Below are 21,723 nucleotides of genomic sequence, written 5' to 3' on the forward strand. Positions count from 1 at the left end.
CGCGTTTTGGTTACGCCGAAGTGACGGGGTCCTCGCTTGCATGGGCGTCCCAGTAGGTCGATCGCGACGCCTCGCGCGCCCCAAGGAGCATCAGATGTCCCCTCCAGACGACCACGGCCGGCGCCGGTTCCTGCAGCGCACGGGCCTCGCCGCGGCCGCCTTTCCCCTGATTGGCGGCAGGACGAGCCCGGCCGCCACGAGCCCGACGCGGAACACTGCGGGCACCTCCGGCGACGACCCCGACCGCTTGTTCCGCGACGGCCGGTTCGCCGAAGCCGAGCACGCGTACCGGCGCGCGCTGCGGGCCGATCCGAAGGACGCCCATGCCGCCGCGCGGCTCGGTTACATCGCACTGCTGTCGAACCGGTTCGGCACGGCCGAGCGGTGGCTGTCCGGCGCGATCGAGCTGAACCCGAAGGACGCCGACTCCAAGCGGCGGCTCGCGGAGTGTCTCGTCCGGCAGGACCGGCACGCGCAGGCGATCCCGATCCTCGAAGGGGTCGGGACGCCGCTCGCCAAGGCGTCCGCGACGCAGTACCGCCATCTGGACGGGGCGCCGTACCGGATCTCCGGGCCGTCCGGGACGCGCGTGCCGTTCACGTTCACCGACCCGCTGCCGGTGGTCGAGGCGTCGGTGAACGGGTCGGCGCCGAAGCGGTTCCTCGTCGACACCTACGCGACGCTCGACCTGTCGCCGGACGCCGCGAAGGAGCTGGGGCTGACCGCGTACGCGTCCGTGCCGGGGGTTGCCGGCGGCGCTCCCACCACCATCCACCTGGGGGTTCTGGACTCGCTCCGGATCGGCGACATCGAGGTCCGGAACCTCCCCGTCCAGTGGACGGAGGGTCCGCCACGGCCGACGCTGCCGGACGGCACACTGCCGGACGGCGTGTTCGGCACGACGCTCATGTACCACTTCCTGACCACGATGGACTACGCGCGGCGCGGGCTCGTCCTGCGGCGGCGCGAGGACGCGCCCCGGTCCGGCGGCCTGCCGCTGTGGCTCGCCGGGGACCACTTCCCGTGCTCGGTCGGCGGCCTGAACGGCGGCCGCCCCCGGATGGTCACGCTCGACACGGGCGGGATCGGCCACGGCCTCGACACGACGGTGGAGATCGCCGAACGCCTGGGCATCGCCGTCGACCGCGACCACCCGGTCTCGTCCCGGAACGGGATCGACGTGTACCCGTGCCGTCCGGACCGCATGAGCCTCGGGCGCGCGACCGGACGGCACGTCCTCGGGTTCGCGGCGGAGCGGGTGTTCCCGGGCCTGCCCGGTCCCGGCCTGTCGGCGCTGACCGGGTTCGACCTGATCGCGAACTTCACGCACGACTTCTTCAAGCCGTACGCGGTGACGTTCGACTACACGTCCATGCGGCTGCGCCTCACCCGTCCGCGCTGACCGGATGATCTCGTTAAGGGGGCGGGAGTTTTTTCTGGCGAGCGAGCGGGAAATCCCCATTTGGCTACAGAGAGCAGCCAAGAGCGTGCCCAACGTGGGCACCGTGGGAGGAGATCCATGAAGCTGACCTACCTCGCCCTCGCCGCGGGCGTCGCCGCGGTTCCGCTGATCGCGGCCCCCGCCCAGGCCGCCGCAGGTCCGTGGTTCCACCACCCGACCTACGACTGCCAGTCCCTCTACACGACGCGCGACTTCCCGTCGAACGCCATCGGCGAAAGGTGCGTCGCCACACCCGAGGCTCCCACGACGGGCATCATCGACCACGGGGTGACCGTGAAGTCCGTCACCGGCGAGAAGATCCACTGTCACTACATCGACCTCGAGGGGTTCCCGAACCGGGTCTTCGCCAGCCGCTGCGAGCACGAGCCCTGGTGGTGACGCGCGCCCGCCTCTGAGGCGCCGTCCTGACGCGTGAGCGCCCCCGGCGACGGTCCGGGGGCGCCTCTCGTGCCCGTCCGGGGCCGCCGCCGGGCACCTCAGGCGGCCGCCACCCATGACCTGCGGATTCACCCTTCCGAAGAGACCAATGCCGGGAAGGCCCGGCATGCGCGACCACGGGGAGCCGTCCATGGAGATCTTCAAGCGGAAGTCCACGAGCAAGGGTTCGGCCGACCGGTTCACCGGCGACGTCTGGTGGGACGTGCTCCACGCCGGGCAGGGGCCGTCCCGGGCCCGGCTGAACCTGGTCCGGTTCGCGCCGGGCGCGCGCAGCGACTGGCACACGCACGCGCTCGGGCAGACCCTGCACGTCGTGTCGGGCGTCGCGCTCGTCCAGGCGCGGGGCGGGGAGATCGTCGAGGCGCGCGCGGGCGACACCGTCCACACGCCGCCCGGCGAGGAGCACTGGCACGGCGCCGCGCCGGACGCGTTCATGTCGCACCTGGCACTGTGGGAGGGCACGGGCGACCCGGACGTCCCGGAGACCATCTGGGGCGCGAAGGTCACCAACGACGAGTACGCCGCCCCACGCCGCACCGGCCACGCCTGACCCGAGCGGTCAGCGGACGGTGCGCGGTCGGTGCGCCGGGCCCGCGAATCTTCCGTCATCGAACGACGGACCACGATTCGGAGCCCACGATGAACAAGCACCTGGCGATCGCCCTCGCCCCCGCCGTCGCCGCCCTGACCCTCGCGACCGGATACGGAACCGCCGCCGCGTCGTCCGGCTCCCCCGTCGCCACCACGGACGCGGGGACGGTGCGCGGCATCGTCCACGGAGAGGCGCACCAGTTCCTCGGTGTTCCGTACGCGGCGCCGCCGGTGGGCGCGGACCGGTGGAAGTCGCCGCGACCGGCGCGTCCGTGGAAGGGCGTGCGGAGCGCGACGGCGTCCGGCCCGGCGTGCGTCGGCCCGTCCTACAACCTGCCCGCGGGGACGAGCGTCAGCGAGGACTGCCTGACCGTGAACGTCACGACCCCGGCGTCCGCTCCGAAGCGTCCCCGGCCCGTGATGGTGTTCGTGCACGGGGGCGACTTCGTGTCCGGCACGGGCAGCGCGTTCGACCCGAGCGAGATGGCGGCGCGCGGGGACGTCGTAGTGGTCACCCTCAACTACCGGCTCGGCGTGTTCGGGTTCTTCGGCTACCCCGGGCTGCCGGGTTCGGGTGACTTCGGTTTGCAGGACCAGCAGGCCGCACTGCGCTGGGTGCAGCGCAACGCCTCCGCGTTCGGCGGCGACAGGACGAACGTGACGCTGTTCGGCCAGTCCGCCGGGTCCGCGGCCACCTGCGCGCAGCTCACCTCGCCGTCCGCCCGCGGCACGTTCAGCAAGGTCGTCCTCCAGAGCGCGAGCTGCGGCACCCTCCAGCCGCGCCTCTACCCGGGCGCACCCGCCCCCACCTCGCAGAACGTGTCGCCGTGGGCGCCGCTGGAAACCGTGACCACGCGTGGCACCGCCCTCGCGTCCAAACTCGGCTGCGCCGGCGCGGACGCTGTGTCCTGCCTACGCAAGGCATCCGTGGACGCCCTCGCCGGACCGAACACGATGGCCGACCCCACGTTCCCGCAGTTCCAGTCCCCCGCCTACGGCACCCCGACCCTGCCGAGCAATCCCGAACAGGCCCTTAGGCGGGGCCGCTTCACGCACGTCCCGGTGATGGCGGGCCACACCCGCGACGAGGGGCGGTTCGTCACGGCGTCGATCGTCAACCCGGCGATCGGCGGGGTCACCTTCACCCCGGAGACCTACACCAGGCTCACGGACGCCGCCTACGGCCCCGACGCCGCCCGGATCCGGAACACCTACCGGCCGTCCACCTACGCGAAGGACCTGCTCCCCGGCACCCCCGCCGCCGACCGCCCGGCCATCGCAGGCGCCCTGGCCTGGGCCGCGATCGAGACCGACCGCGCCTCGGCCTGCCCGATCCTCGACGACGCGACCACCCTGTCCCGCCGCGTCCCGACGTACGTCTACGAGTTCGCCGACCGCACCGCCCCGTCCTGGATCCCCGTCCCGGCGTCCTTCCCGGGCGGCGCCGCCCACCTGACCGACCTCCCGTACCTGTTCGCGACGATCCGTCCGGCGATGTCGGCCCCCACCACCCTCACCCCGGCCCAGCAGCACCTCTCCACCCAGATGATCACCTTCTGGACCACCTTCGCCCACACCGGCACCCCCACCTGGCCCCGCTACGACGCGTCCACCCCCCGCGTCCAAACCCTCACCCCCGCGAGCACCACCCCCGAAACCACCGACGCCACTTTCCACAAGTGCGCGGTCTGGGCCCCCACCCGCTGACCCACCCGAACACCGACCACGAGCCCCGGCGGACCGCCGAGGCTCGTGCGCTTCCACTCAGATGGACGCCGCGTCGCGCTTCACAAGAGAGACCATCTCAGCGAACCCCTTCACAGAGATGGCGAAATGCCCAAGTTCGGGGGCCCTGCTATCGCGGAAGGCGATTTCTCCGCCGAGGTCCGCGATCTCGACGCACTCAGCGTCACCCGCCCCGCTGCTGTGACTGGACTTGCGCCACACGCTGCTCATGGAGCACCCTCCGACTTCCTGATCGACTCGCGCGAGTCGTCTTCGGACTTGGCCTGCGCCCCAATGGTGTCGTACCTCTGCGACAAAACACGAACTTCGGTCGAATCGCCGACCAGCCGCCCGCCGAGCTGCGCCCACACGTAGGCCACATCCTTGCCCGATGCGGTGGTGATCAGCTCGAAGTCTCCATCCACTCCGATGTGCGCGTGGACCGATCGCGGAACCACGCGGACGCTCACCCTCTCCGAGAGCTCCCGAATATGGGCAAGCTGTGCCCGCATGAGCGCCGGATCACCATTGGGCGCCTCCTCGAGGGCGCGCTGATCCAGCAAGATCCACAACCGCATCCGGGGCAACTGCTCCAACAGCAGTGCCTGCCGCGCCATCCGGGCCCGGACCGCCTCCTCAACGTCGACCACCATGCGGCCAGCGGTGATCAGCGCCCTGGCGTAGTCCTCGGTCTGGAGGGGAACGGGGATCACCCGGCCGTGGTACATCTTGACCACCATCGCGCCGGTCTCGAAGTCGCGGAGCTGCTTGGCCCACTCCTCGTTGCGCCCGTACTTCAACGCGAAGCCGCGCATCCCCTCCCAGAAGCCGCCGGTCTCCCATTTTTGGTCAATCCGCCTGGCTTGCTCCTGAGTGAGCCGGTTCCTCCCAGCTTCAAAATTCGAAACCCCATATTTGTTGATGCCCATGATCTGGCCCATCTGGGACTGTGACAGCTGGTGCTTCTGGCGCTCGAATCGCAGGTAGAAGGCCATGTAGAACCACAGCGATTCGAAGCGGTCGAGTGACTCTGCGGCTACCATTGATCACTCTCCGAGGTTTCAGATTATGCGTCGAACCTAGCGTAGGGACATCGACTCGTGGAGCCTTTTCCCAGGCGGACACAGGCGAGCCGCGAAGCAACAGAGGGAGGCACGAGGGATCATGAATGCGGATTGGTCACATGACGCGCCGGAGGTAAATGATCACCCACTGCCGTCCAATCAGCGGGTGGCGTTTCTGGGGGTGTTGCATGAGGTGATCAAGGAAAGGCATCCGGGGCTTCGGTCGACCGTTGTGCTGCGGTCGGGGTGTCCGGTTCTGTTCGTGTTCAACTCGATTCACGTCGCACATTGTGCGGATATCGGGTGTGACTTCGATCGGGGAGTCGGGTGGCGGTTCACCTGGGCCGCGAGCGGGGTCGCGCTCGCGGCCGTGGTGGACGCCGTGGGGGCGGCCGACCGCGTCGCGCGGATGCTGCGCGTCCAGGACGGGCGGGCGGTGGCCTTCTGATGACCGTCCCCGAGATGGACCGCACCCATCTGCTTCGGGCGGCGGAGATCGTGCGGGCCGCCTACGAGGAGGCCATGCGGCGGCACGGGTTCCTCTCGTCCACGATCCGGGTCGTCAGCATGTACGCGGAGCAGAGCCTCGCGGAGCTGGACGCCGCCTCCGAGGACGAGCGGGACCTTGACGCACTGGGGCGTGCCCTGGGCGACGTCGCGGGCGGGCTGGACGTGCTGATCAAGCGGGCGCCGGACGGGGACGTTCGGCTGCACGTCAACAATCCGCAGGTCGGCGGGCGGTTCTGTGAGGACGTCTCGGTCGGGTACCGGGACGGCGTCCGCGTCTTCCTGTGGTCGTGGGGCGAGGCGATCGCGTCGATCGGGGAGCTCGGGGAGGCCGCCCGTCGCCTCGCCTGCGCACTTGACGGCTAACAGCGTTAGCCTTAGAGTCGAGCTAACGCTGTTAGCCGAGGAGGTTCGGATGGTTCAGGTCGCCGCGATGGATGGGGGACGGTCGTCGCTCTGGTGGACGGCTCGTGTGGGGTGGGCCGCGCTCTGGGCCTTCTACGCCGCGTTCGCCGGGGTGGAGGTCTGGAACCATGGGGTGTTGGCGCTGGTCATGGCCGTTGGCTTCTTTGTCGCGCCGGATCTCGCGATGATCATCGATGCGAAGAACGGCGGGCAGGGGAGGCTCGGCCCCCGGGCCGTCCCCTTCTACAACGCCGCGCACCGGTCGGTGATCCCGCTCGCGCTGGCCGTCGCCTACAGCTTCTCGCCGCTGGACTCCGCGGCCCCGTTCGCCGGCCTGCTGGGCTGGCTCGGGCACATCGCGATGGACCGGACGTTCGGCTACGGGCTCCGCGCCGCGGACGGGTCGCGCCGTGGCTGACCGTCCGCGGCAGATCGTCGACGCCGCCCGGGAACTGCTGGAAACCGAGGGCGCGGACGCGCTGACCATGCGCCGCATCGCCGACAAACTGGGCATCCGCGCACCGTCGTTGTACAAGCACTTCCCCGACAAGCAGGCCGTCGAGGCCGAGCTGATCGCGCAGGGCCTGGCGGAGATCGCCGACGCCCAGGAGGCCGCCCTCGCCGAGGCGCCCGAGCGGCCGCTCGTCGCGCTCGGCGCGTCCTACCGCGCGTACGCGCTCGCCCATCCGCACCTGTACCGGCTGATGACCGAGGGCCCGCTCCCCCGCCATCTCCTCCCGGACGGCCTGGAGGCGCGCACCGCGCTTCCGCTGGTCAAGGCCGTCCCGGACGAGCATCGCGCCCGCGCCGTCTGGGCGTTCGCGCACGGCATGGTCATCCTGGAACTGGACGGACGCTTCCCGCCCGACGCCGACGTCGACACCGCCTGGCGGGTCGGCCTCGCCGCCTTCTCCGGCTGATCAGACGGCCAACCCACACGACGCCGAACAGGCCGTTCGCGGCCGGGGAGCATCGGCCTGCCGACCCGCGCGTTCGCGGCGAACGGGTGAACCCGGACGAACACCCCGTCCCGTCGTGTCGTGGCCGGTCAGCGGGTGGAACGTGCCACGATCGGCGCGTGGACGAGCGGCACGAGGATCCGGACGGCGAGGACCAGGAGGGCCAGCGGGTCGAGGTCGCGACCGAACGGCTCAAGGAGCGGATCTACGCCACGATCACCATGGTCGCGGTCACGGTCGGCCTCGCCCTCGGCGGGCACGTCGGCCCGTCCGGCGCGTCCCTGTCGGTGATCGGCACGGCCGCCGGGCTCTGGCTGGCCACCCTGGTCGCCGACGGCCAGGCGTACAAGACCGTCCACCGGCGGCTTCCCCTGCGGAACGGGGTGAAGCGCTCGTTGTACGTCAGCAGCCCCCTGCTCCTGTCGGCGGTCGGCCCGCTGCTCCTCATCGGCGTCTCCGCGCTGGGCCTGATGGAGCTGAGGACGGCCCTGCTGACGGCCGCCGTCCTGGACGTCCTGTCGCTGTTCGTCTGGGGGTACGTGGGCGGGCGGCGCATGGGCGGCAGCCCAGGCGTCGCGCTGGTCGCGGCCCTCCTCGACGCCCTGATCGGCTTCGCCGTCGTCGCCGTCAAGCTCCTCGCGGGCCACTGACCAGGGGGATGCCGGGACTCTAATGACACTCGGTGTCGCAGGCCGGTATAGCGTGACCCCCATGAGCGAGGACGCGATGCGGGCGCTGCCGCTGCGCGAGCGGAAGAAGCTGCGGACGCGGCGGGCGCTCGCCGAGGCGGCCCTGCGGATGTTCACCGAGCGGGGCTTCGACGCCGTCACGCTCGAAGAGCTCGTGGACGCCGTCGAGGTCTCCAAGAGCACCTTCTTCCGGACCTTCCCCGCCAAGGAGGCGGCCGCGATCGAGGCCGAGGAGGAACTCTGGACGGCCTGCCTCGACGCCTTCGGCCGCCTCCCGGAAGGACGCGCGATCGACGCGCTCCGGGACGTCCTGACCGAGGTCGTGGCCGGTCTCGGGCCGGAATGGGGCGAGCGGTACGCCGCGACGCGGCGGCTCGTCGTGACCGCGCCGTCCCTGCTCGCGTACGCGGCGAGCCACCGGCACGGCGTCGAGCAGGAGCTGACCGGCCTGCTCCGCGAACGGCTCGGGCTGCCGGACGACGACCTCCGTCCGCAGGTCCTCGCGCAGCTCACCACGGCCGCGTGGAGCGTCGCCGCGCGCGGCTGGGTCTTCTCGGGCGCCCCGTTCGGCGACCTGCTCGACCGCGTCGGACGGGCCTTCGCGGCGATCTCCGGCAGCCTGGAGCTGTCCGTCCGGGGATGACCGCCCGGAATGTCGGGGCGTGCGGGCACAATCGGCCCGCCACGCGATCACCGACCCCGGAGGCCGTCCGATGCCCGCCCTCGAAGACTTCGCGACCTGGGAACCCCTGCTCCGGCTCGTCCGGGACGGGCTCGACGGCCCGTCGGGACGGGCGTCCGGGTTCGTCGGCCAGGGCTCCTGGAGCGTTCCGGTACCGCGTCCGGCGCCCGTCCCCGGGCGAGCGTCCCTGGTCAGCGACATGCAGGAGGAATGGGACGCGGTCGAGCTCGTGCGGGACGCGCTCGGCGACGCCGAGGAGGTCTCGTTCGTCGTCGACTTCGAGGAGGACGGCCGGACCGTCCTGCGCCTGATCGACCCCCGTCCCGCCGCCGAGAAGGCCATCGGGAACGCCGGCCCCGGCGCGCTCGTCCTGATCAAGGGGGCCGTCCCGGAGCCGTGGCGCCGGCTGCCCGAGCCGGCCCCGGACGCGTCGCCCGCCCCCACGGCGGACGCGGCGCTGCTGGAGCGGACGCTCCGCGAGCGGCTCCCCGACGCGATCGGCGCGACCGGCGAGGAGATCGCCGCCGCCGAGGCCCGGCTCGGCGTTCCGCTCCCCGAGGAGCTCAGGGCGCTCTACCGCGTCACCCGTGGCCGGTTCGACGACCTGAACGGCGACTACGAGGCGATGACCGCGTACGCCATCGCCGTCCGCTCCGAACTCCTCCCCCTGGACGAGCTCTACATCGCGGACCCGGAGTCGCGTCCCGCGCCGTGGCGGTTCGCGGCCGGCGCGGCGGTCGTCACGCGGCCGGACGACGCCGTCCAGGGCGTGGTCGGCTCACCCGGCTGGATCGCGTTCGCCGACAACGGCGGCGGCGACCGCTACGCCATCGACCTGACGCCCGGCCCGAAGGGACGCCTGGGCCAGGTCATCCTGCTCAGCCACGAGGAGTACATCGGCGCCGAGCACATCGCCGACTCGCTCACCGACATGGTCGTCCACGACCGGAGGAGCGCCTGGGTGCCGTCCCGCGAGCGGCCCCGGGCGGTGGCGCACGTGAACCGCGTGAGTCTGCCGAGCGTCGAGGCCGCCGCGCATCCGGACCTGGAGGTCCTCCACCTCGGCGTCTGGGAGGACGAGCCGCTCGGCCTCGCGCCCGTCTTCGGCTGCCCGCGCCTGCGCACGCTCACCGCCTACCCGGGCACGCTCGCCGATCCGCTGGAGATCACGCGGCTGGAGCACCTCGAATACCTCGCGCTCCCGGCGGCGGACTGGCGCGTCCTGCTCGACGCGGACGCCGTCCCGCGCACCCTGCTCGCGGCCGGTTTCGAGAGCTACGAGGACGACCCGCTGGTCCTCGCGTCCCTGGCCAACGAACTCCTCGCGCTGTTCGAGCGCCCGCTGATCACCGAAACCGTCCTCGAAGGCGTCCTTGAGAGGCGTCGCTGAGCTCAGGAGCGGCGGCGCGGGAGGCGGGCGCGGGCACGTTGGCGGAGGGAGCGTCTGGGGGCGCGGGCCGTGATCGAGCCGAAGATCAGGGTGCCGCCGACCTCCACGGTCGGGCCGTCCTCTTCGGGACGGGTGCGCAGGTCACGGGTGGTGAGGGCGGTGCGGCCGGTGACCGTCACGCGCACCCCGTCCGGGACGAGCAGCCGGACGCGACCGGCCACCAGCAGGGCGTCGAGGACGACGTGACGGCGCTGGAGGACGGCGTCCCGCAGGTCGAGTTCGACCGTGCCGAACAGCGCGACCAGCGGCAGCCTCACCGGGACGACCCAGCGGCCCTCGCGGCGCGTCCGCCCGAAGAGCACCGACACGGGACGGTCGTCCACCTGGATCGGCTGGGACTCCTCCGGGCTCAGGTCGGTCGTGAGGCCGGTCAGCTCGCCGAGGGTACGGGCGGCGTAGGCGCGGGAGGAGCGCTCGGCGTGCTCCTCCATGGTGATCCGGCCGTCGGCGAGCGCCTCGCCGAGGACCGCGACCACACGTTCCCGGTCGGCGTCGGACGCGCGCAGGTCACGCACGCGCGGCGGGCGACTACTGTCCACGTCCGCCAGCGTAGCCGCACGGCCGTGGGAGGCCGCCGTCGCGCGGGGTGCACGGTTCGTCCGATGTGAGGCAGCGTGGCCGAAGAGCAACCTTTTCGCTATGTTCACGGGCGTTGACCGCCGAGCGTCCGGCTCTCTACCCTCATCTGAAACTCTTTCATGTTTCGGTCGGCCGGATTCCCGGTTGGGGAGGGGCGGAGATGCCAACGGAAGCCGCCACGACAGGGGCCGTCACCGGCCGGGACCGCCAGGCCCGGCTCGCCGCGTACGCCGCGTTCGCCGTCCAGGGCCTGTGCTTCGCCACCCTCGTCGGACGCGTCAACCAGCTCCGCGACGCGCACCACATGACCGACGACCAGATCAACATCCTGGTGCTCTGCGTCCCGATCATCGCCGGGGTCGGCAGCGCCGTCGCCGCCCCGCTGATGGGACGGTTCGGCAGCGGCCCCGTCCTCCGGATCTCGCAGCCCCTGGTCTGCCTGTCGGTCCTCGGCGTCGGCCTCACCGGCGACGCGAACCTCCCGCTCTACGCCCTCATCGGCCTGTTCGGCCTGGTCGTCGGCGCCGTGGACGCGTCGATGAACGCGCAGGCCGTCCGCGCGGAACGGGCCTACGGGATCAGCATCCTCACCGGCTTCCACGCCCTGTGGAGCGCGGCCGCCGGACTCGGCGCGGTCTGGGCCTGGGCGTCCAACGAGTACGTCTTCCCGCACTCGCCGACCAGGTCGCTCGCCGTCGGGTTCGCGATCCCCGCCGTCCTCGGCATCGCCGTGTCCGCGTCCACCGGGACGCGCCTCTACCGCCGCGCCGAGGAGGCCGCGAACGTCGCCGCGGACGCGATGAAGTCGGCCGCCAAGCTCGTCCCGTGGCGCCCCGTCCTGATCATCGGCATCGCGATGGCGTGCTTCTACATCGCCGACTCGATGCTGTCGAACTTCGGCACCCTGTTCTTCGACAAGGACCTGCACAGCAAATCCGTCGCACCGCTCGGCCTCGCCGCCTACCAGGTCATGATGGTCGCCAGCCGCTCGGTCGCCGACTTCGGCGTCCGCCGCTTCGGCGCCGCCAAGGTCGTCCGCGCCGGGACGGCCGTCGGCGCCGCCGGCCTGATCCTGGTGTTCGCCGCGCAGAACGCCCCGATGGCCATCGCGGGCTTCGCCATCACCGGCCTCGGCCTGTGCGTGGTCGCCCCGATCTCGTTCTCGGCGGCGGGCAAGGTGGACGCCAGCGGACTCGGCATCGCGGTCGCGCGCGTCAACATCTTCAACTACGTCGGGTTCGTGGTCGGCGCGGTGATCGTGCTGATCGTCCAGCCGATGTCCAGCTACCAGACCAGCTACCTCGTCCCGGCCGTCCTGACGCTCGTGATCATCGCGCTGGCCAAGGGGTTCGAACCCGCCGGGTCCGAGGGCGCTCCCGCGCCCGTCGCCGCCGAGCGTCCGGTGGCCTGATCGGCCTGATCGGCCTGAGCCCGGTCGCCGGTCCCGCGTCCGCCCGGCGTCCGCCGCGCACGATCCCCGCTCCGTGCGCGGCGGACGTGGTCTGTGGGGGGTTGGCGGGGTCTCGGGCGGGGGTCAGTCCTTGCCGGCGGCCATGATCGCCCGCTCGCCCGCGTCACGGGCCTCGTCGAGCGTCATGTCCTCGGTCGCGCGGTCGAGCGCCGTGATGGTCGCGTCGATCGCCGCGCGGGCGGTGACCGCGTTCTCCTGCGCGCGGTCGAGGTCGCCGAGGCCGATCAGGTCGAACGACACCTGCGCGTCGTGGACGGCCATCTTCAGCTGCCGTGCGGCCTCGTCCAGAGTCATGCGTACCTCCTTGTGACGGGAACCCCGTATCTACCCGTGGCCACCCCCGGTAACCGCGCTGCCAGCGGCGTCAGGCGCGACGCGCGTCAGGCCGGGTTCGGGTGACGGCGGGTTCGGGTGACGGCGGGTTCGGATGACGGCCGGTTCGGGTGACGGCGGGTTCGAGTGACGGCGGCGCCGAGGACGCGGGCGGCCTCGTGCAGGCGGGGCTCGGCCAGGGCCGCGTACCCGAGGACGAGCGCCGGCCGCCGCTGCTCCGCGCTCCACATCTCACTCGCCCCCGAGACGCGGACGCCCGACTCGGCCGCCACATCGACCACGGCGGTCTCGGACGTCCCCGCGGGCAACTCCAGGTACAGGTGGACGCCCGCGGAGATGCCCCGGACCACGGCGTCCGGGATGTGCTCGTGGAGCGCCGCGACCAGGGCGTCCCGGCGGGACCGGTAGCGCCGCCGCATGGCCCGCAGATGACGGTCGTACGCGCCGTCCGCGAGGAAGCGGGCGAAGGCGTGCTGGTCCAGGACGGGCCCGCCGAGATCGCTCAGCTCGCGGTGTTCACGCAGGTCAGAGGCCATCCATGGAGGCGCGACCGCCCAGCCGAGCCGCATCCCGGGGGCGAGGGCCTTGCTGACCGACCCGAGCAGGACGGTCCGCTCCGGCGCCACGCCCTGGAGGCAGCCCACCGGGTCGCCGTCGTAGCGGAACTCGGCGTCGTAGTCGTCCTCGACGATCACCGCGTCCGCGGCGCGCGCCCAGTCCACCAGGGCCGCGCGGCGCTCGGGGGCCAGGACGACGCCCGTCGGGTACTGGTGCGCGGGGGTCACCAGGACGGCGTCCGCGCCGGTGCGGGCGAGCGCCGCGACGTCCAGGCCGCCGGCGTCCACGGGCACCCGGACGATCCGCGCGCCCGTCGCCTCCAGCATGGGCAGCTGCCGCTCGCTCGCCGGGTCCTCCAGGGCGAGCGTCGTCCGCCCGGCCGCGACCAGCGCCCGGACGGCCGAGGACAGCCCGAGCGCCACCCCGTTCATGATCACGACCTGCGCGGCGTCCGCGTGCGCGGCCCGGACCCGTCCCAGATACGCCGCCAGCCCGGCCCGCAGCTCCGGGACGCCGCCGGGATCGGGATACGTCAGCGCCCGGTGCGGAACACTCTGCAACGCCGTCCGGTAGGCCGCCAACCAGCGAGAACGCGGGAAGGCCGCCAGATCGGGCCGCCCGGGCGTCAGGTCGAACCGCACGCCCGCCGCGTCCCCCTCCTCAGGCGCGGACGGCGCGAGGCGGGGTGGCGGGTCGGTGAGTTGCCCGTGTCGCCGGGGGGCGGGACGGCCTTCCGGCTGCCGCCCTTCCGCGCTGGACTCCGGGACGGGACGGGCGTTCGGGGCGACCCGGGTGCCGTCGCCGCGCCGCGCCACGAGGAAGCCCTCCGCGATCAGCTGCTCGTACGCGGTGACCACCACGCCCCGGGAGACCCCCAGGTCACGGGCGAGATCGCGGCTGGACGGCAGGCGCGTGCCCGCGGCGAGCCGTCCCGTCCGGATCGCGTCCCGGCAGCCCGCCGCGAGCTGGGCCGCGAGCCGCCCGGCCGCGTGGTCGAGGGCGAGATGCAGGTCGGTCACGGCATGGTCCCCTGAAAGGTAAGGAGATTGGCCCTGTTTCCAGGACCAAGGCGCTCATAGCGTTCCATGTCATGACCTCTCCGGCCAACACCCGCGATGTCGCGCAGGCCGCCCTCGCGATGTCCCTCGTCGGATCGCTCACCGCCGTCTCCGCGATGATCGCCGACTATCCCGTTCTCGGTGGCCAGGCCGTCCGGTACGCGGGCGCCGCCGCGATCCTCTTCGCCATCGCCCGCCTGGACGACCGCCGGACGCTCGGACGGTACCGGGGCCGCCCCGCGGGACGTGACCTGGTGTTCCTGGTGGCTCTGGCGGCGACGGGCCTCGCGGCGTTCAACGTGTGCATCGTCGTCGCGACGCGCGACACGAGCCCGGCGACGATCGGGACGGTCGTCGCGACCGTCCCGATCGTCCTGGCGCTGGCCGGGCCGCTGCTGACCGGACGGCGGCCCGCCGTGATGACCGTCCTCGCGGCGTGCGTGGTGACGGCGGGGGCCGGGCTGGCGAACGGGCTGGGCGGCGGGACGGTCCGGGGCCTGCTGCTGTCGCTGGGGGCGCTGGGCGGGGAGATCTGCTTCTCGCTGCTCGCCGTGCCCGTCCTGCCGCGGCTGGGGCCGATCCGGACGTCGGCCTGGTCGGCGGCGCTCGCGTCCCCGATGCTGCTGGTCACGGGCCTGATCACGGACGGACGGCACGTCCTGCGCCTCCCGACCGGCGCCGAGCTCGCCGGGCTCCTCTACCTCACGGTGATCGTGACCTGCGCCGCGTTCCTGCTCTGGTACGACGCCCTCGGCCGGATGGGCGCCGACCGCGCGGGCCTGTTCGCGGGCATGATCCCGGTGAGCGCCGTGGCGACGACCATGATCCTCGGCATCGCGACGCCCCGTCCGGCGGAGATCGCCGGGGCGGCGCTGGTGGCGGTCGGCGTCGTCCTCGGCCTGCGGCCGCCACCGGCGCGAACGCACCCCCTGGAACCTGCCCCGGGGCGGCGGGGCGGCGGCTCCCCTGAGCCCGGCCGGGAGCTTCGCGGAACAGGTCGTACCCTGTAGGGCGGCCCCACCCGGATACCTCCTGAGGATCTTCGATGCCTGAGTTCTCCTACACCGACCTGCTGCCGACCGGTCCGGACGAGACCGAGTACCGGCTGCTGACCACGGACGGCGTCTCGACGCTCGAGGCCGGCGGGCGGACGTTCCTCCAGGTCGACCCGGAGGCGCTGCGGCTGCTCACCGAGACGGCCATGCGGGACATCGCGCACCTGCTGCGGCCCGCGCACCTGGCGCAGCTGCGAAAGATCCTCGACGACCCGGAGGCGTCCCCCAACGACCGGTTCGTGGCCCTGGACCTGCTGAAGAACGCGGGCATCGCGTCCGGCGGCGTCCTGCCGATGTGCCAGGACACCGGCACCGCGATCGTCATGGGCAAGCGCGGCCAGAACGTCCTGACGTCCGGACGGGACGAGGAGGCCATCTCGCGCGGCGTGTACGACGCGTACACGAAGCTGAACCTGCGCTACTCGCAGATGGCCCCCGTCACCATGTGGGACGAGAAGAACACCGGGAACAACCTGCCCGCGCAGGTCGAGCTGTACGCGACGGACGGCGACGCCTACAAGTTCCTGTTCATGGCGAAGGGCGGCGGCAGCGCCAACAAGTCGTTCCTGTTCCAGGAGACCAAGGCCGTCCTGAACCCGAAGCGGATGATGTCCTTCCTGGAGGAGAAGATCCGCTCGCTCGGCACCGCCGCGTGCCCGCCGTACCACCTGGCGATCGTCGTCGGCGGGACGTCCGCCGAGTACGCGCTGAAGACCGCGAAGTACGCGTCCGCGCACTACCTGGACACCATGCCGACCGAGGGCTCGCCGCTCGGCAACGGCTTCCGGGACGTGGAGCTGGAGCAGCAGGTGTTCGAGCTGACCCAGAAGCTCGGCATCGGCGCGCAGTTCGGCGGCAAGTACTTCTGCCACGACGTCCGGGTGATCCGGCTGCCGCGGCACGGCGCGTCCTGCCCGGTCGCGATCGCCGTCTCGTGCAGCGCCGACCGGCAGGTCCTCGGCAAGATCACCGCTGAGGGCGTGTTCCTGGAGAAGCTGGAGACCGACCCGTCCCGGTACCTCCCGGACACCACCGACGAGCACCTCTCGGACGACGTCGTCCGCATCGACCTGAACCGTCCGATGGACGAGATCCGCGCCGAGCTGACCAGGTACCCGGTCAAGACCCGGCTCTCGCTCACCGGCCCGCTCGTCGTCGCCCGCGACATCGCGCACGCCAAGATCAAGGAGCGGCTGGACGCGGGCGAGCCCATGCCGCGGTACCTCCGCGACCACGCCGTCTACTACGCGGGCCCGGCCAAGACCCCCGAGGGCTACGCGTCCGGCTCGTTCGGCCCCACCACCGCCGGACGCATGGACTCCTACGTCGAGCAGTTCCAGGCCGCGGGCGGCTCCCTGGTCATGCTCGCCAAGGGCAACCGCTCCCAGCAGGTCACCGACGCGTGCGGCGCGCACGGCGGCTTCTACCTCGGCTCCATCGGCGGCCCCGCCGCCCGCCTCGCCCAGGACTGCATCAAGAAGGTCGAGGTCCTGGAGTACCCCGAGCTGGGCATGGAGGCCGTCTGGAAGATCGAGGTCGAGGACTTCCCTGCCTTCATCGTCGTGGACGACAAGGGCGACGACTTCTTCGCCGACACCACCGGCCCCGTCCTCACCATCGGACGTCGCGCGTAGCCGAGCCTCCGGCGACGGCCCGTTCCGCGAACGGCCCGACGCCGGACCTCCACGGACGTCCCGCGACGCCCTCAGGTGCACCCTGGGGGCGTCGCGGCTTGCGGGCCCCCGCGTCCCGCCTCCTCATGTTCCGAGTCGATCTTGGGCGTTCTGTGGCGTCCGCGGGCGGCGCGCTCTGGTCGCCGGGAGCGGCGCGCGTCGTGTCGCCGGAGCGGCGCGCGTCGTGCGGCGGGGTGCCTCATCCGTGGGGCGGGATGCGAGTTCCGAGGCCGATCGGGCCGGTTTGCACAGGGGTGATCTGGGGACGCGAGGGCACTGGCCGGACCTAAGGTGACAGAGCGGATACATTCGGCGGAAAATCCAAGTTGGTGCCTGGGTGTAGCCGCTCGGAACACGGTCACTCCGGTATCTTTTCCGCCATGTCTCAGTCAGAGCGCCTCGTGCTGGCGACGCGCTATCGGCTGGTCTCGGAAATCGGTCACGGTGCCAACGGAACCGTCTGGAGAGGCCACGACGACCTCCTCGATCGCGCGGTGGCGATCAAGGAGCTGCGGCTGCCCGAGGACCTCTCCGAGGACGACCGGGTGGTGTTCTACCGCCGGACGCTGCGCGAGGCGCGCGCCCCGGCACAGTTGCGCTCGACCTCGATCGTCGAGGTCTACGACGTGGTCATCGAGCAGGGCCGTCCGTGGATCGTGATGGAGCTGATCGAGTCCCCCAGCCTGGAGGACCTGATCGAGCGCGACGGGCCGCTGCCGCCCGAGCGCGTGGCCCACATCGGACGCCAGCTGCTCACCGCCCTGGACGAGGCGCACCGGTCCGGCATCGTGCACCGCGACCTCAAGCCGTCCAACGTGCTGCTGGACGGCGACCGGGTGGTGCTGACCGACTTCGGCCTGGCGTTCTCGTCGGGTTCGGTGAAGCTCACCAAGACCGGCCACTTCATGGGGTCGCCCGCCTACGTCGCGCCCGAGGTCGCCGCCGGTGAGAAGGCGACGCCGCGCTCCGACCTGTGGTCCCTCGGCGCGACCCTGTACGCGGCGGTCGAGGGCAAGCCGCCGTTCGAGCGCGAGAACGTCATGGCGACGCTCAGCGCCCTGGCGAACGAGCCTCCGCCTCCGCCGCTGCGCGCCGGTCCGCTGGCCCCGGTGATCGACGGGCTGCTCGTGAAGAACCCCACGCGCAGGCTCACGCACGCCCGCGCCACCGACCGGTTGGAGCGCGCCCTCAACGGTCCGCGCTCGGCCCGGCGCGCCGCGCCCGCGACGCCCCGCCTCCGGCTCATGATCGTGATCGCGCTCGTCAGCGCGACCGTCGCGTCCTGCGGCATCGGGGCGGCCGCCCTGATCTTCGGGATGACGAAGGCGAAGCCCGGACCGTCCCCGACCTCGCCGACGCGGAAGACCGGGAGCGCCGGCCAGCCGGCGGACGCCCCGCCGCCGGGAGCGGAGTCCGCGACCCTGCTCGTGCGCGCACGCGAGGACGGCTGCAAGATCTTCGTCTCGGTGCCCGGTTCCAAGCTGACCGTCCTCGCGGACGAGACCCTGTCCCAGGGCGACGCCCGCAAGTACAACCAGCCGAAACTGACGGTCGTCGTCAGCAACGCGGCCGCCTGCGACGTCTGGGTCAACGGCGTGCAAAAACCGGACGGCCGTCCCGGCGAACGCCGCACCTACACCGTGGACCGCTCCGCTCCCGACGACAACAGCGGCGGCTGAACCCGTCCCCGTCCCTGGGGGCGGGGACGGATGTCTGGTCGATCACGTCCGGGAATGGACGGGGCGCTCCGGAGGCTGCCACCGACGAGAGTTAACGTCGGACAGGTCGCAGGAGACGTGTCCCAGCGGAGGTGGGTGGCCATGGACTACCGGATCGAGCACGACTCCATGGGCGAGGTCCGGGTTCCGGCCGGGGCGAAGTGGCGGGCGCAGACGCAGCGGGCCGTCGAGAACTTCCCGATCTCCGGACGCGGCCTCGAACCCGCGCACATCGCGGCCCTCGGCCAGATCAAGGCCGCCGCGGCCACGGTGAACGCCGAACTGGGCGTCCTGGAGAAGGACATGGCCGAGGCGATCCGCGACGCGGCGCTCGAGGTCGCCGCCGGGAAGTGGGACGACCAGTTCCCGATCGACGTGTTCCAGACGGGCTCGGGCACCTCGTCCAACATGAACACCAACGAGGTCGTCGCGACGCTCGCCGCCGAACGCCTCGGACGGGACGTCCATCCGAACGACCACGTCAACGCGTCGCAGTCGTCGAACGACGTCTTCCCTTCGTCCATCCACGTCGCGGCGACGGGCGCGGTGCTGAACGACCTGGTCCCGGCGCTGCGCCACCTGGAGGCGTCCCTCGCGCGCAAGCAGGAGGAGTTCGCCGAGGTCGTGAAGTCGGGACGCACCCACCTCATGGACGCGACGCCCGTGACCCTCGGCCAGGAGTTCGGCGGGTACGCGGCGCAGGTCCGGTACGGCGTGGAGCGGCTGGAGGCCGTCCTCCCGCGGCTCGCCGAACTGCCCCTCGGCGGAACGGCCGTCGGCACCGGCATCAACACCCCGCACGGCTTCGCCGCCCGCGTGATCGCGGAGGTCTCCCGCGCGACCGGCCTGCCGCTCACCGAGGCCCGCGACCACTTCGAGGCGCAGGGCGCCCGGGACGGCCTGGTCGAGGCGTCCGGCGCGCTGAAGACGATCGCGGTCTCCCTCACCAAGATCGCCAACGACCTGCGCTGGATGGGCTCCGGCCCGCGCGCCGGCCTCGCCGAGATCCGCCTGCCGGACCTGCAACCCGGGTCGTCCATCATGCCGGGCAAGGTCAACCCGGTGATCCCGGAGGCCGTCACCCAGGTCGCCGCCCAGGTCATCGGCAACGACGCGGCGATCGCGTTCGGCGGCGCGTCCGGCACCTTCGAGCTGAACGTCATGCTGCCGATGCTGGCCCGGAACGTCCTGGAGTCGATCGGCCTGCTGGCGAACGTCTCCCGCCTCCTCGCCGACCGGACGGTCGACGGCATCGAGGCGAACGCCGACCGCGCCCGCGAGTACGCCGAGTCGTCGCCGTCCATCGTGACGCCGCTGAACCGCTACATCGGCTACGAGGAGGCCGCCAAGGTCGCCAAGCAGGCCCTCGCCGAACGCAAGACCATCCGCCAGGTCGTCATCGAACGCGGCCACCTCGACAACGGCGACCTCACCGAGGCCCAACTCGACGCCGCCCTAGACGTCCTCTCCATGACCCGTCCCCCCAAGGCCTGACCCCGTCCCCCCAACAAAAGGACCTCGCTCCGCTCGGACAGCCCCCCTTGGGGCTCCGCCCCAACCCCCGACCCCGGGGGCTCCGCCCCCGGACCCCCAGAGGGCGAAGAAGCGCCGACCGGAACGCCGTTCCTTCTTCCTTCGGTGCTCTGAAAGTTCAGCTGCCCGGTACCTACGATGGGCGCATGAGCGCACCCTCTGTCGGTGAACGTCTCCAGTCCGTCAGGAAGCGCCGAGGGCTCACCCAGCGGGAGTTGGCCCAAGCGTCCGGTATCTCCGTGTCCCTGATCCGGCAGTTGGAGCAAGGGGTTCGGGACGACACGCGCCTGGAGACCGCTCGCAAGCTGGCCGTGGCCTTGCGGGTGCGGACGAGCGAGCTGATCGTCCGCCCGGACGCCGATGGCGCGGACCCGAGCACCGTCGAGCAGTGGACACGGGTCAGGCGCGCGCTGGAGAGAAGGCCGAGCGGCCAGCCCTCCGAGCTCCCCACCGTGAAGGGCGTCGACGAGGTGCTGTCCCGGGAGGCGGTTCCGCTCTACCGGAAGACGCGCTGGGCCGACCTCGCGCTGATCTTTCCCACCCTCCTGAGGGACATCGACCTGCTGGCCGACGAAGGGCCGCAGACGCGATCGCTGCGCTTCCGCCTGCTCTACATGGTGGGCACCGTCCTCACACAGACCAGGCAGTTCCAGGCCGCCGAGCTCGCCCTCCAGCGCGCCCAGGACAGCGCGACAGGACGGCTTGAGAACGCGGCGGTGGTGAACACGATGGCCTGGATGCTGATCCGTCAGGGCAGGCTCGCTGAGACGCGGGATCTCGCCACCCGGTGGGCCGACGACATCGAGCCCAAGATGTCCAAGGCGACCTTGGACGATCTGGCGGCGTGGGGCATGCTGCTCATCCGGATCTCCACCTCGGCCGTCCGCGACAACCGGCCGGGCGAGGCCGAGGACACGATGCGCTATGCCCGCACCGCCGCAGTCGCGATGGGATACGAGTACGCGCCTCACGCGGACTATCTCCGGACGTTCGGCCCGACCACCTGGCATTTCAAACGCGCCGAGAATCTGATGGTCGTCGACCGCCCCGACCGCGTGATCGCGATGGCGGACCGGGAGCCGAAGAGCGGACGGCAGGTGACGGCCAGCAACAGAAACCGGCATCGGCTCGACGTCGCCAACGCCCATGTCCGGCTGAGGCAGTATCCGGAGGCATTCGACATCCTTCGAGGCATCAGGCGCGACAACCCCGAGTGGCTGCCGCACCAGAGGTACGCGCGAGAGGTGATGGGAAAGATCGTCGACCGGCGGCGCACGCTCACACCTGAGATGCGGGATCTCGCCGACTTCCTCGGACTTCCCTACTGAGCTGGGACGACAGCGTCCATTGTCACTTCTGAGACCGGGCCCTCCAGACTGCCAGTGACAGGCACCTGGACCGGTTCTACGTTTCCCATCATGAGCTTCGACAGGCCACGCCACGCACACCCCGCACGACGGGGCGTCGATTCCGCACAGAGCGCATCGACAGTCCGCCTGGAAGCGCTGATGCTGCGCCTGGCGGCCGAGATCACGAAATCCGCCTACGCGGACGCGATGCGCAGGCATGGCCTGTTGCCGTCCACGATCTCGGTGATCACTGGCTATGCCGAAGAGAATCTCGCGGCCCTGGACCACGAGTCGAGCGATGTCCCCACTGAAGCGCAAGCACACATCCTCAACCACGATCCGGATCTCAGCGGACCACCGGACGAATAGCCCTCGCCCAGAGGTTCCACGCACGGCGGCCAAGGACTGGCAAGCCGACAGATAT

At 71.7% G+C, this 21,723-nt stretch carries 23 protein-coding genes; 18 read left to right on the plus strand and 5 right to left on the minus strand.

Annotated features, from left to right (window positions below; translation table 11 throughout):
- Positions 1-94: 94 nt before the first annotated feature.
- From EBO15_RS12585 to EBO15_RS12600, 4 genes are all read left to right on the plus strand, one after another.
- Positions 95-1,402 carry an aspartyl protease family protein gene (locus EBO15_RS12585; protein WP_199744496.1) on the plus strand — a complete coding sequence of 436 codons (1,308 nt, stop codon included), beginning with the start codon at positions 95-97 and terminating at the stop codon, positions 1,400-1,402.
- 117 nt (positions 1,403-1,519) lie between these two features.
- Complete coding sequence (locus tag EBO15_RS12590; protein ID WP_122194542.1) at positions 1,520-1,840, plus strand: hypothetical protein; 321 nt, start codon at positions 1,520-1,522, stop codon at positions 1,838-1,840.
- A gap of 166 nt (positions 1,841-2,006) precedes the next feature.
- Positions 2,007-2,450 carry a (R)-mandelonitrile lyase gene (locus EBO15_RS12595; protein WP_199744497.1) on the plus strand — a complete coding sequence of 148 codons (444 nt, stop codon included), beginning with the start codon at positions 2,007-2,009 and terminating at the stop codon, positions 2,448-2,450.
- A gap of 89 nt (positions 2,451-2,539) precedes the next feature.
- The gene (locus EBO15_RS12600) at positions 2,540-4,198 is read left to right on the plus strand and encodes a carboxylesterase/lipase family protein (protein ID WP_122194543.1); all 1,659 of its coding nucleotides are present in this window, start codon (positions 2,540-2,542) and stop codon (positions 4,196-4,198) included.
- Between the two features lie 57 nt (positions 4,199-4,255).
- Here the strand turns inward: EBO15_RS12600 and EBO15_RS12605 are convergent, their stop codons facing one another.
- Together EBO15_RS12605 and EBO15_RS12610 are read right to left on the minus strand one after the other, a co-directional pair.
- A complete protein-coding gene (locus EBO15_RS12605) occupies positions 4,256-4,447 on the minus strand; it encodes a DUF397 domain-containing protein (protein ID WP_122194544.1) in 192 nt (63 codons plus the stop codon).
- On the minus strand, positions 4,444-5,259 hold the full coding sequence (locus EBO15_RS12610) for a helix-turn-helix domain-containing protein (RefSeq protein ID WP_122194545.1): 816 nt from the start codon (positions 5,257-5,259) through the stop codon (positions 4,444-4,446). Before EBO15_RS12610 ends, EBO15_RS12605 begins: the two co-directional genes overlap by 4 nt.
- A gap of 187 nt (positions 5,260-5,446) precedes the next feature.
- Here EBO15_RS12610 and EBO15_RS12615 point away from each other — a divergent pair, with 187 nt between their 5' ends.
- The 7 genes from EBO15_RS12615 (at position 5,447) to EBO15_RS12645 (ending at position 9,912) form a co-directional block, all read left to right on the plus strand.
- Positions 5,447-5,728 (plus strand): hypothetical protein, encoded by a 282-nt coding sequence (locus EBO15_RS12615; RefSeq protein ID WP_122194546.1) that lies wholly within the window; start codon positions 5,447-5,449, stop codon positions 5,726-5,728.
- The gene (locus tag EBO15_RS12620; protein WP_122194547.1) at positions 5,728-6,153 is read left to right on the plus strand and encodes a hypothetical protein; all 426 of its coding nucleotides are present in this window, start codon (positions 5,728-5,730) and stop codon (positions 6,151-6,153) included. The genes EBO15_RS12615 and EBO15_RS12620 overlap by 1 nt, the downstream gene beginning before the upstream one ends.
- A gap of 49 nt (positions 6,154-6,202) precedes the next feature.
- Positions 6,203-6,610: a DUF4260 family protein gene (locus tag EBO15_RS12625; RefSeq protein WP_122194548.1), complete on the plus strand. Its 408-nt coding sequence runs from the start codon at positions 6,203-6,205 to the stop codon at positions 6,608-6,610.
- Positions 6,603-7,112 carry a TetR/AcrR family transcriptional regulator gene (locus EBO15_RS12630; protein WP_122194549.1) on the plus strand — a complete coding sequence of 170 codons (510 nt, stop codon included), beginning with the start codon at positions 6,603-6,605 and terminating at the stop codon, positions 7,110-7,112. The genes EBO15_RS12625 and EBO15_RS12630 overlap by 8 nt, the downstream gene beginning before the upstream one ends.
- A 158-nt stretch (positions 7,113-7,270) precedes the next feature.
- Positions 7,271-7,801, plus strand: a complete 531-nt coding sequence (locus EBO15_RS12635) for a hypothetical protein (protein WP_199744498.1) — start codon at positions 7,271-7,273, stop codon at positions 7,799-7,801.
- 61 nt (positions 7,802-7,862) lie between these two features.
- Positions 7,863-8,483, plus strand: coding sequence for a TetR family transcriptional regulator (locus EBO15_RS12640; RefSeq protein WP_158628208.1), 621 nt, complete (start codon positions 7,863-7,865; stop codon positions 8,481-8,483).
- A 19-nt stretch (positions 8,484-8,502) separates the two neighbouring features.
- Positions 8,503-9,912 (plus strand): SMI1/KNR4 family protein, encoded by a 1,410-nt coding sequence (locus EBO15_RS12645; protein WP_199744499.1) that lies wholly within the window; start codon positions 8,503-8,505, stop codon positions 9,910-9,912.
- Between the two features lie 2 nt (positions 9,913-9,914).
- Here EBO15_RS12645 and EBO15_RS12650 read toward each other — a convergent pair whose 3' ends face one another.
- A complete protein-coding gene (locus tag EBO15_RS12650) occupies positions 9,915-10,511 on the minus strand; it encodes a DUF1707 SHOCT-like domain-containing protein (RefSeq protein WP_233616140.1) in 597 nt (198 codons plus the stop codon).
- 200 nt (positions 10,512-10,711) lie between these two features.
- Here EBO15_RS12650 and EBO15_RS12655 point away from each other — a divergent pair, with 200 nt between their 5' ends.
- Entirely contained in the window at positions 10,712-11,962 is a 1,251-nt protein-coding gene (locus tag EBO15_RS12655) for an MFS transporter (RefSeq protein WP_122194552.1), read from the plus strand.
- 123 nt (positions 11,963-12,085) lie between these two features.
- Here the strand turns inward: EBO15_RS12655 and EBO15_RS12660 are convergent, their stop codons facing one another.
- The gene (locus EBO15_RS12660; protein ID WP_122194553.1) at positions 12,086-12,316 is read right to left on the minus strand and encodes a hypothetical protein; all 231 of its coding nucleotides are present in this window, start codon (positions 12,314-12,316) and stop codon (positions 12,086-12,088) included.
- A gap of 86 nt (positions 12,317-12,402) precedes the next feature.
- The gene (gene pdxR / locus EBO15_RS12665; protein WP_122194554.1) at positions 12,403-13,932 is read right to left on the minus strand and encodes a MocR-like pyridoxine biosynthesis transcription factor PdxR; all 1,530 of its coding nucleotides are present in this window, start codon (positions 13,930-13,932) and stop codon (positions 12,403-12,405) included.
- A 71-nt stretch (positions 13,933-14,003) separates the two neighbouring features.
- Between pdxR and EBO15_RS12670 the strand changes: the two genes are divergently transcribed.
- The 6 genes from EBO15_RS12670 (at position 14,004) to EBO15_RS12695 (ending at position 21,668) form a co-directional block, all read left to right on the plus strand.
- A complete protein-coding gene (locus EBO15_RS12670) occupies positions 14,004-14,981 on the plus strand; it encodes a DMT family transporter (RefSeq protein ID WP_122194555.1) in 978 nt (325 codons plus the stop codon).
- Positions 14,982-15,016: 35 nt separating this feature from the next.
- Positions 15,017-16,660: a fumarate hydratase gene (locus EBO15_RS12675; RefSeq protein WP_122194556.1), complete on the plus strand. Its 1,644-nt coding sequence runs from the start codon at positions 15,017-15,019 to the stop codon at positions 16,658-16,660.
- Between the two features lie 419 nt (positions 16,661-17,079).
- Positions 17,080-18,378 (plus strand): serine/threonine-protein kinase, encoded by a 1,299-nt coding sequence (locus EBO15_RS12680; protein ID WP_122194557.1) that lies wholly within the window; start codon positions 17,080-17,082, stop codon positions 18,376-18,378.
- 141 nt (positions 18,379-18,519) lie between these two features.
- Complete coding sequence (locus EBO15_RS12685; RefSeq protein WP_122194558.1) at positions 18,520-19,911, plus strand: class II fumarate hydratase; 1,392 nt, start codon at positions 18,520-18,522, stop codon at positions 19,909-19,911.
- A 185-nt stretch (positions 19,912-20,096) separates the two neighbouring features.
- On the plus strand, positions 20,097-21,278 hold the full coding sequence (locus tag EBO15_RS12690) for a helix-turn-helix domain-containing protein (RefSeq protein ID WP_122194559.1): 1,182 nt from the start codon (positions 20,097-20,099) through the stop codon (positions 21,276-21,278).
- Positions 21,279-21,368: 90 nt separating this feature from the next.
- Positions 21,369-21,668: a hypothetical protein gene (locus EBO15_RS12695; RefSeq protein ID WP_147481480.1), complete on the plus strand. Its 300-nt coding sequence runs from the start codon at positions 21,369-21,371 to the stop codon at positions 21,666-21,668.
- Positions 21,669-21,723 lie beyond the last annotated feature (55 nt).

The organism is Actinomadura harenae, assembly GCF_003696215.1.
Taxonomy (GTDB): domain Bacteria; phylum Actinomycetota; class Actinomycetes; order Streptosporangiales; family Streptosporangiaceae; genus Spirillospora; species Spirillospora harenae.

Coding starts and splice junctions, on each gene's coding strand:
- EBO15_RS12605 (WP_122194544.1), bottom strand. CDS start 4,447: ATGAGCAGCGTGTGGCGCAAGTCCAGTCACAGCAGCGGGGCGGGTGAC.
- EBO15_RS12625 (WP_122194548.1), top strand. CDS start 6,203: ATGGTTCAGGTCGCCGCGATGGATGGGGGACGGTCGTCGCTCTGGTGG.
- EBO15_RS12600 (WP_122194543.1), top strand. CDS start 2,540: ATGAACAAGCACCTGGCGATCGCCCTCGCCCCCGCCGTCGCCGCCCTG.
- EBO15_RS12610 (WP_122194545.1), bottom strand. CDS start 5,259: ATGGTAGCCGCAGAGTCACTCGACCGCTTCGAATCGCTGTGGTTCTAC.
- EBO15_RS12685 (WP_122194558.1), top strand. CDS start 18,520: ATGGACTACCGGATCGAGCACGACTCCATGGGCGAGGTCCGGGTTCCG.
- EBO15_RS12695 (WP_147481480.1), top strand. CDS start 21,369: ATGAGCTTCGACAGGCCACGCCACGCACACCCCGCACGACGGGGCGTC.
- EBO15_RS12590 (WP_122194542.1), top strand. CDS start 1,520: ATGAAGCTGACCTACCTCGCCCTCGCCGCGGGCGTCGCCGCGGTTCCG.
- EBO15_RS12670 (WP_122194555.1), top strand. CDS start 14,004: ATGACCTCTCCGGCCAACACCCGCGATGTCGCGCAGGCCGCCCTCGCG.
- EBO15_RS12680 (WP_122194557.1), top strand. CDS start 17,080: ATGTCTCAGTCAGAGCGCCTCGTGCTGGCGACGCGCTATCGGCTGGTC.
- EBO15_RS12690 (WP_122194559.1), top strand. CDS start 20,097: ATGAGCGCACCCTCTGTCGGTGAACGTCTCCAGTCCGTCAGGAAGCGC.
- EBO15_RS12660 (WP_122194553.1), bottom strand. CDS start 12,316: ATGACTCTGGACGAGGCCGCACGGCAGCTGAAGATGGCCGTCCACGAC.
- EBO15_RS12675 (WP_122194556.1), top strand. CDS start 15,017: ATGCCTGAGTTCTCCTACACCGACCTGCTGCCGACCGGTCCGGACGAG.
- EBO15_RS12595 (WP_199744497.1), top strand. CDS start 2,007: ATGCGCGACCACGGGGAGCCGTCCATGGAGATCTTCAAGCGGAAGTCC.
- EBO15_RS12655 (WP_122194552.1), top strand. CDS start 10,712: ATGCCAACGGAAGCCGCCACGACAGGGGCCGTCACCGGCCGGGACCGC.
- EBO15_RS12640 (WP_158628208.1), top strand. CDS start 7,863: ATGAGCGAGGACGCGATGCGGGCGCTGCCGCTGCGCGAGCGGAAGAAG.
- EBO15_RS12585 (WP_199744496.1), top strand. CDS start 95: ATGTCCCCTCCAGACGACCACGGCCGGCGCCGGTTCCTGCAGCGCACG.
- EBO15_RS12620 (WP_122194547.1), top strand. CDS start 5,728: ATGACCGTCCCCGAGATGGACCGCACCCATCTGCTTCGGGCGGCGGAG.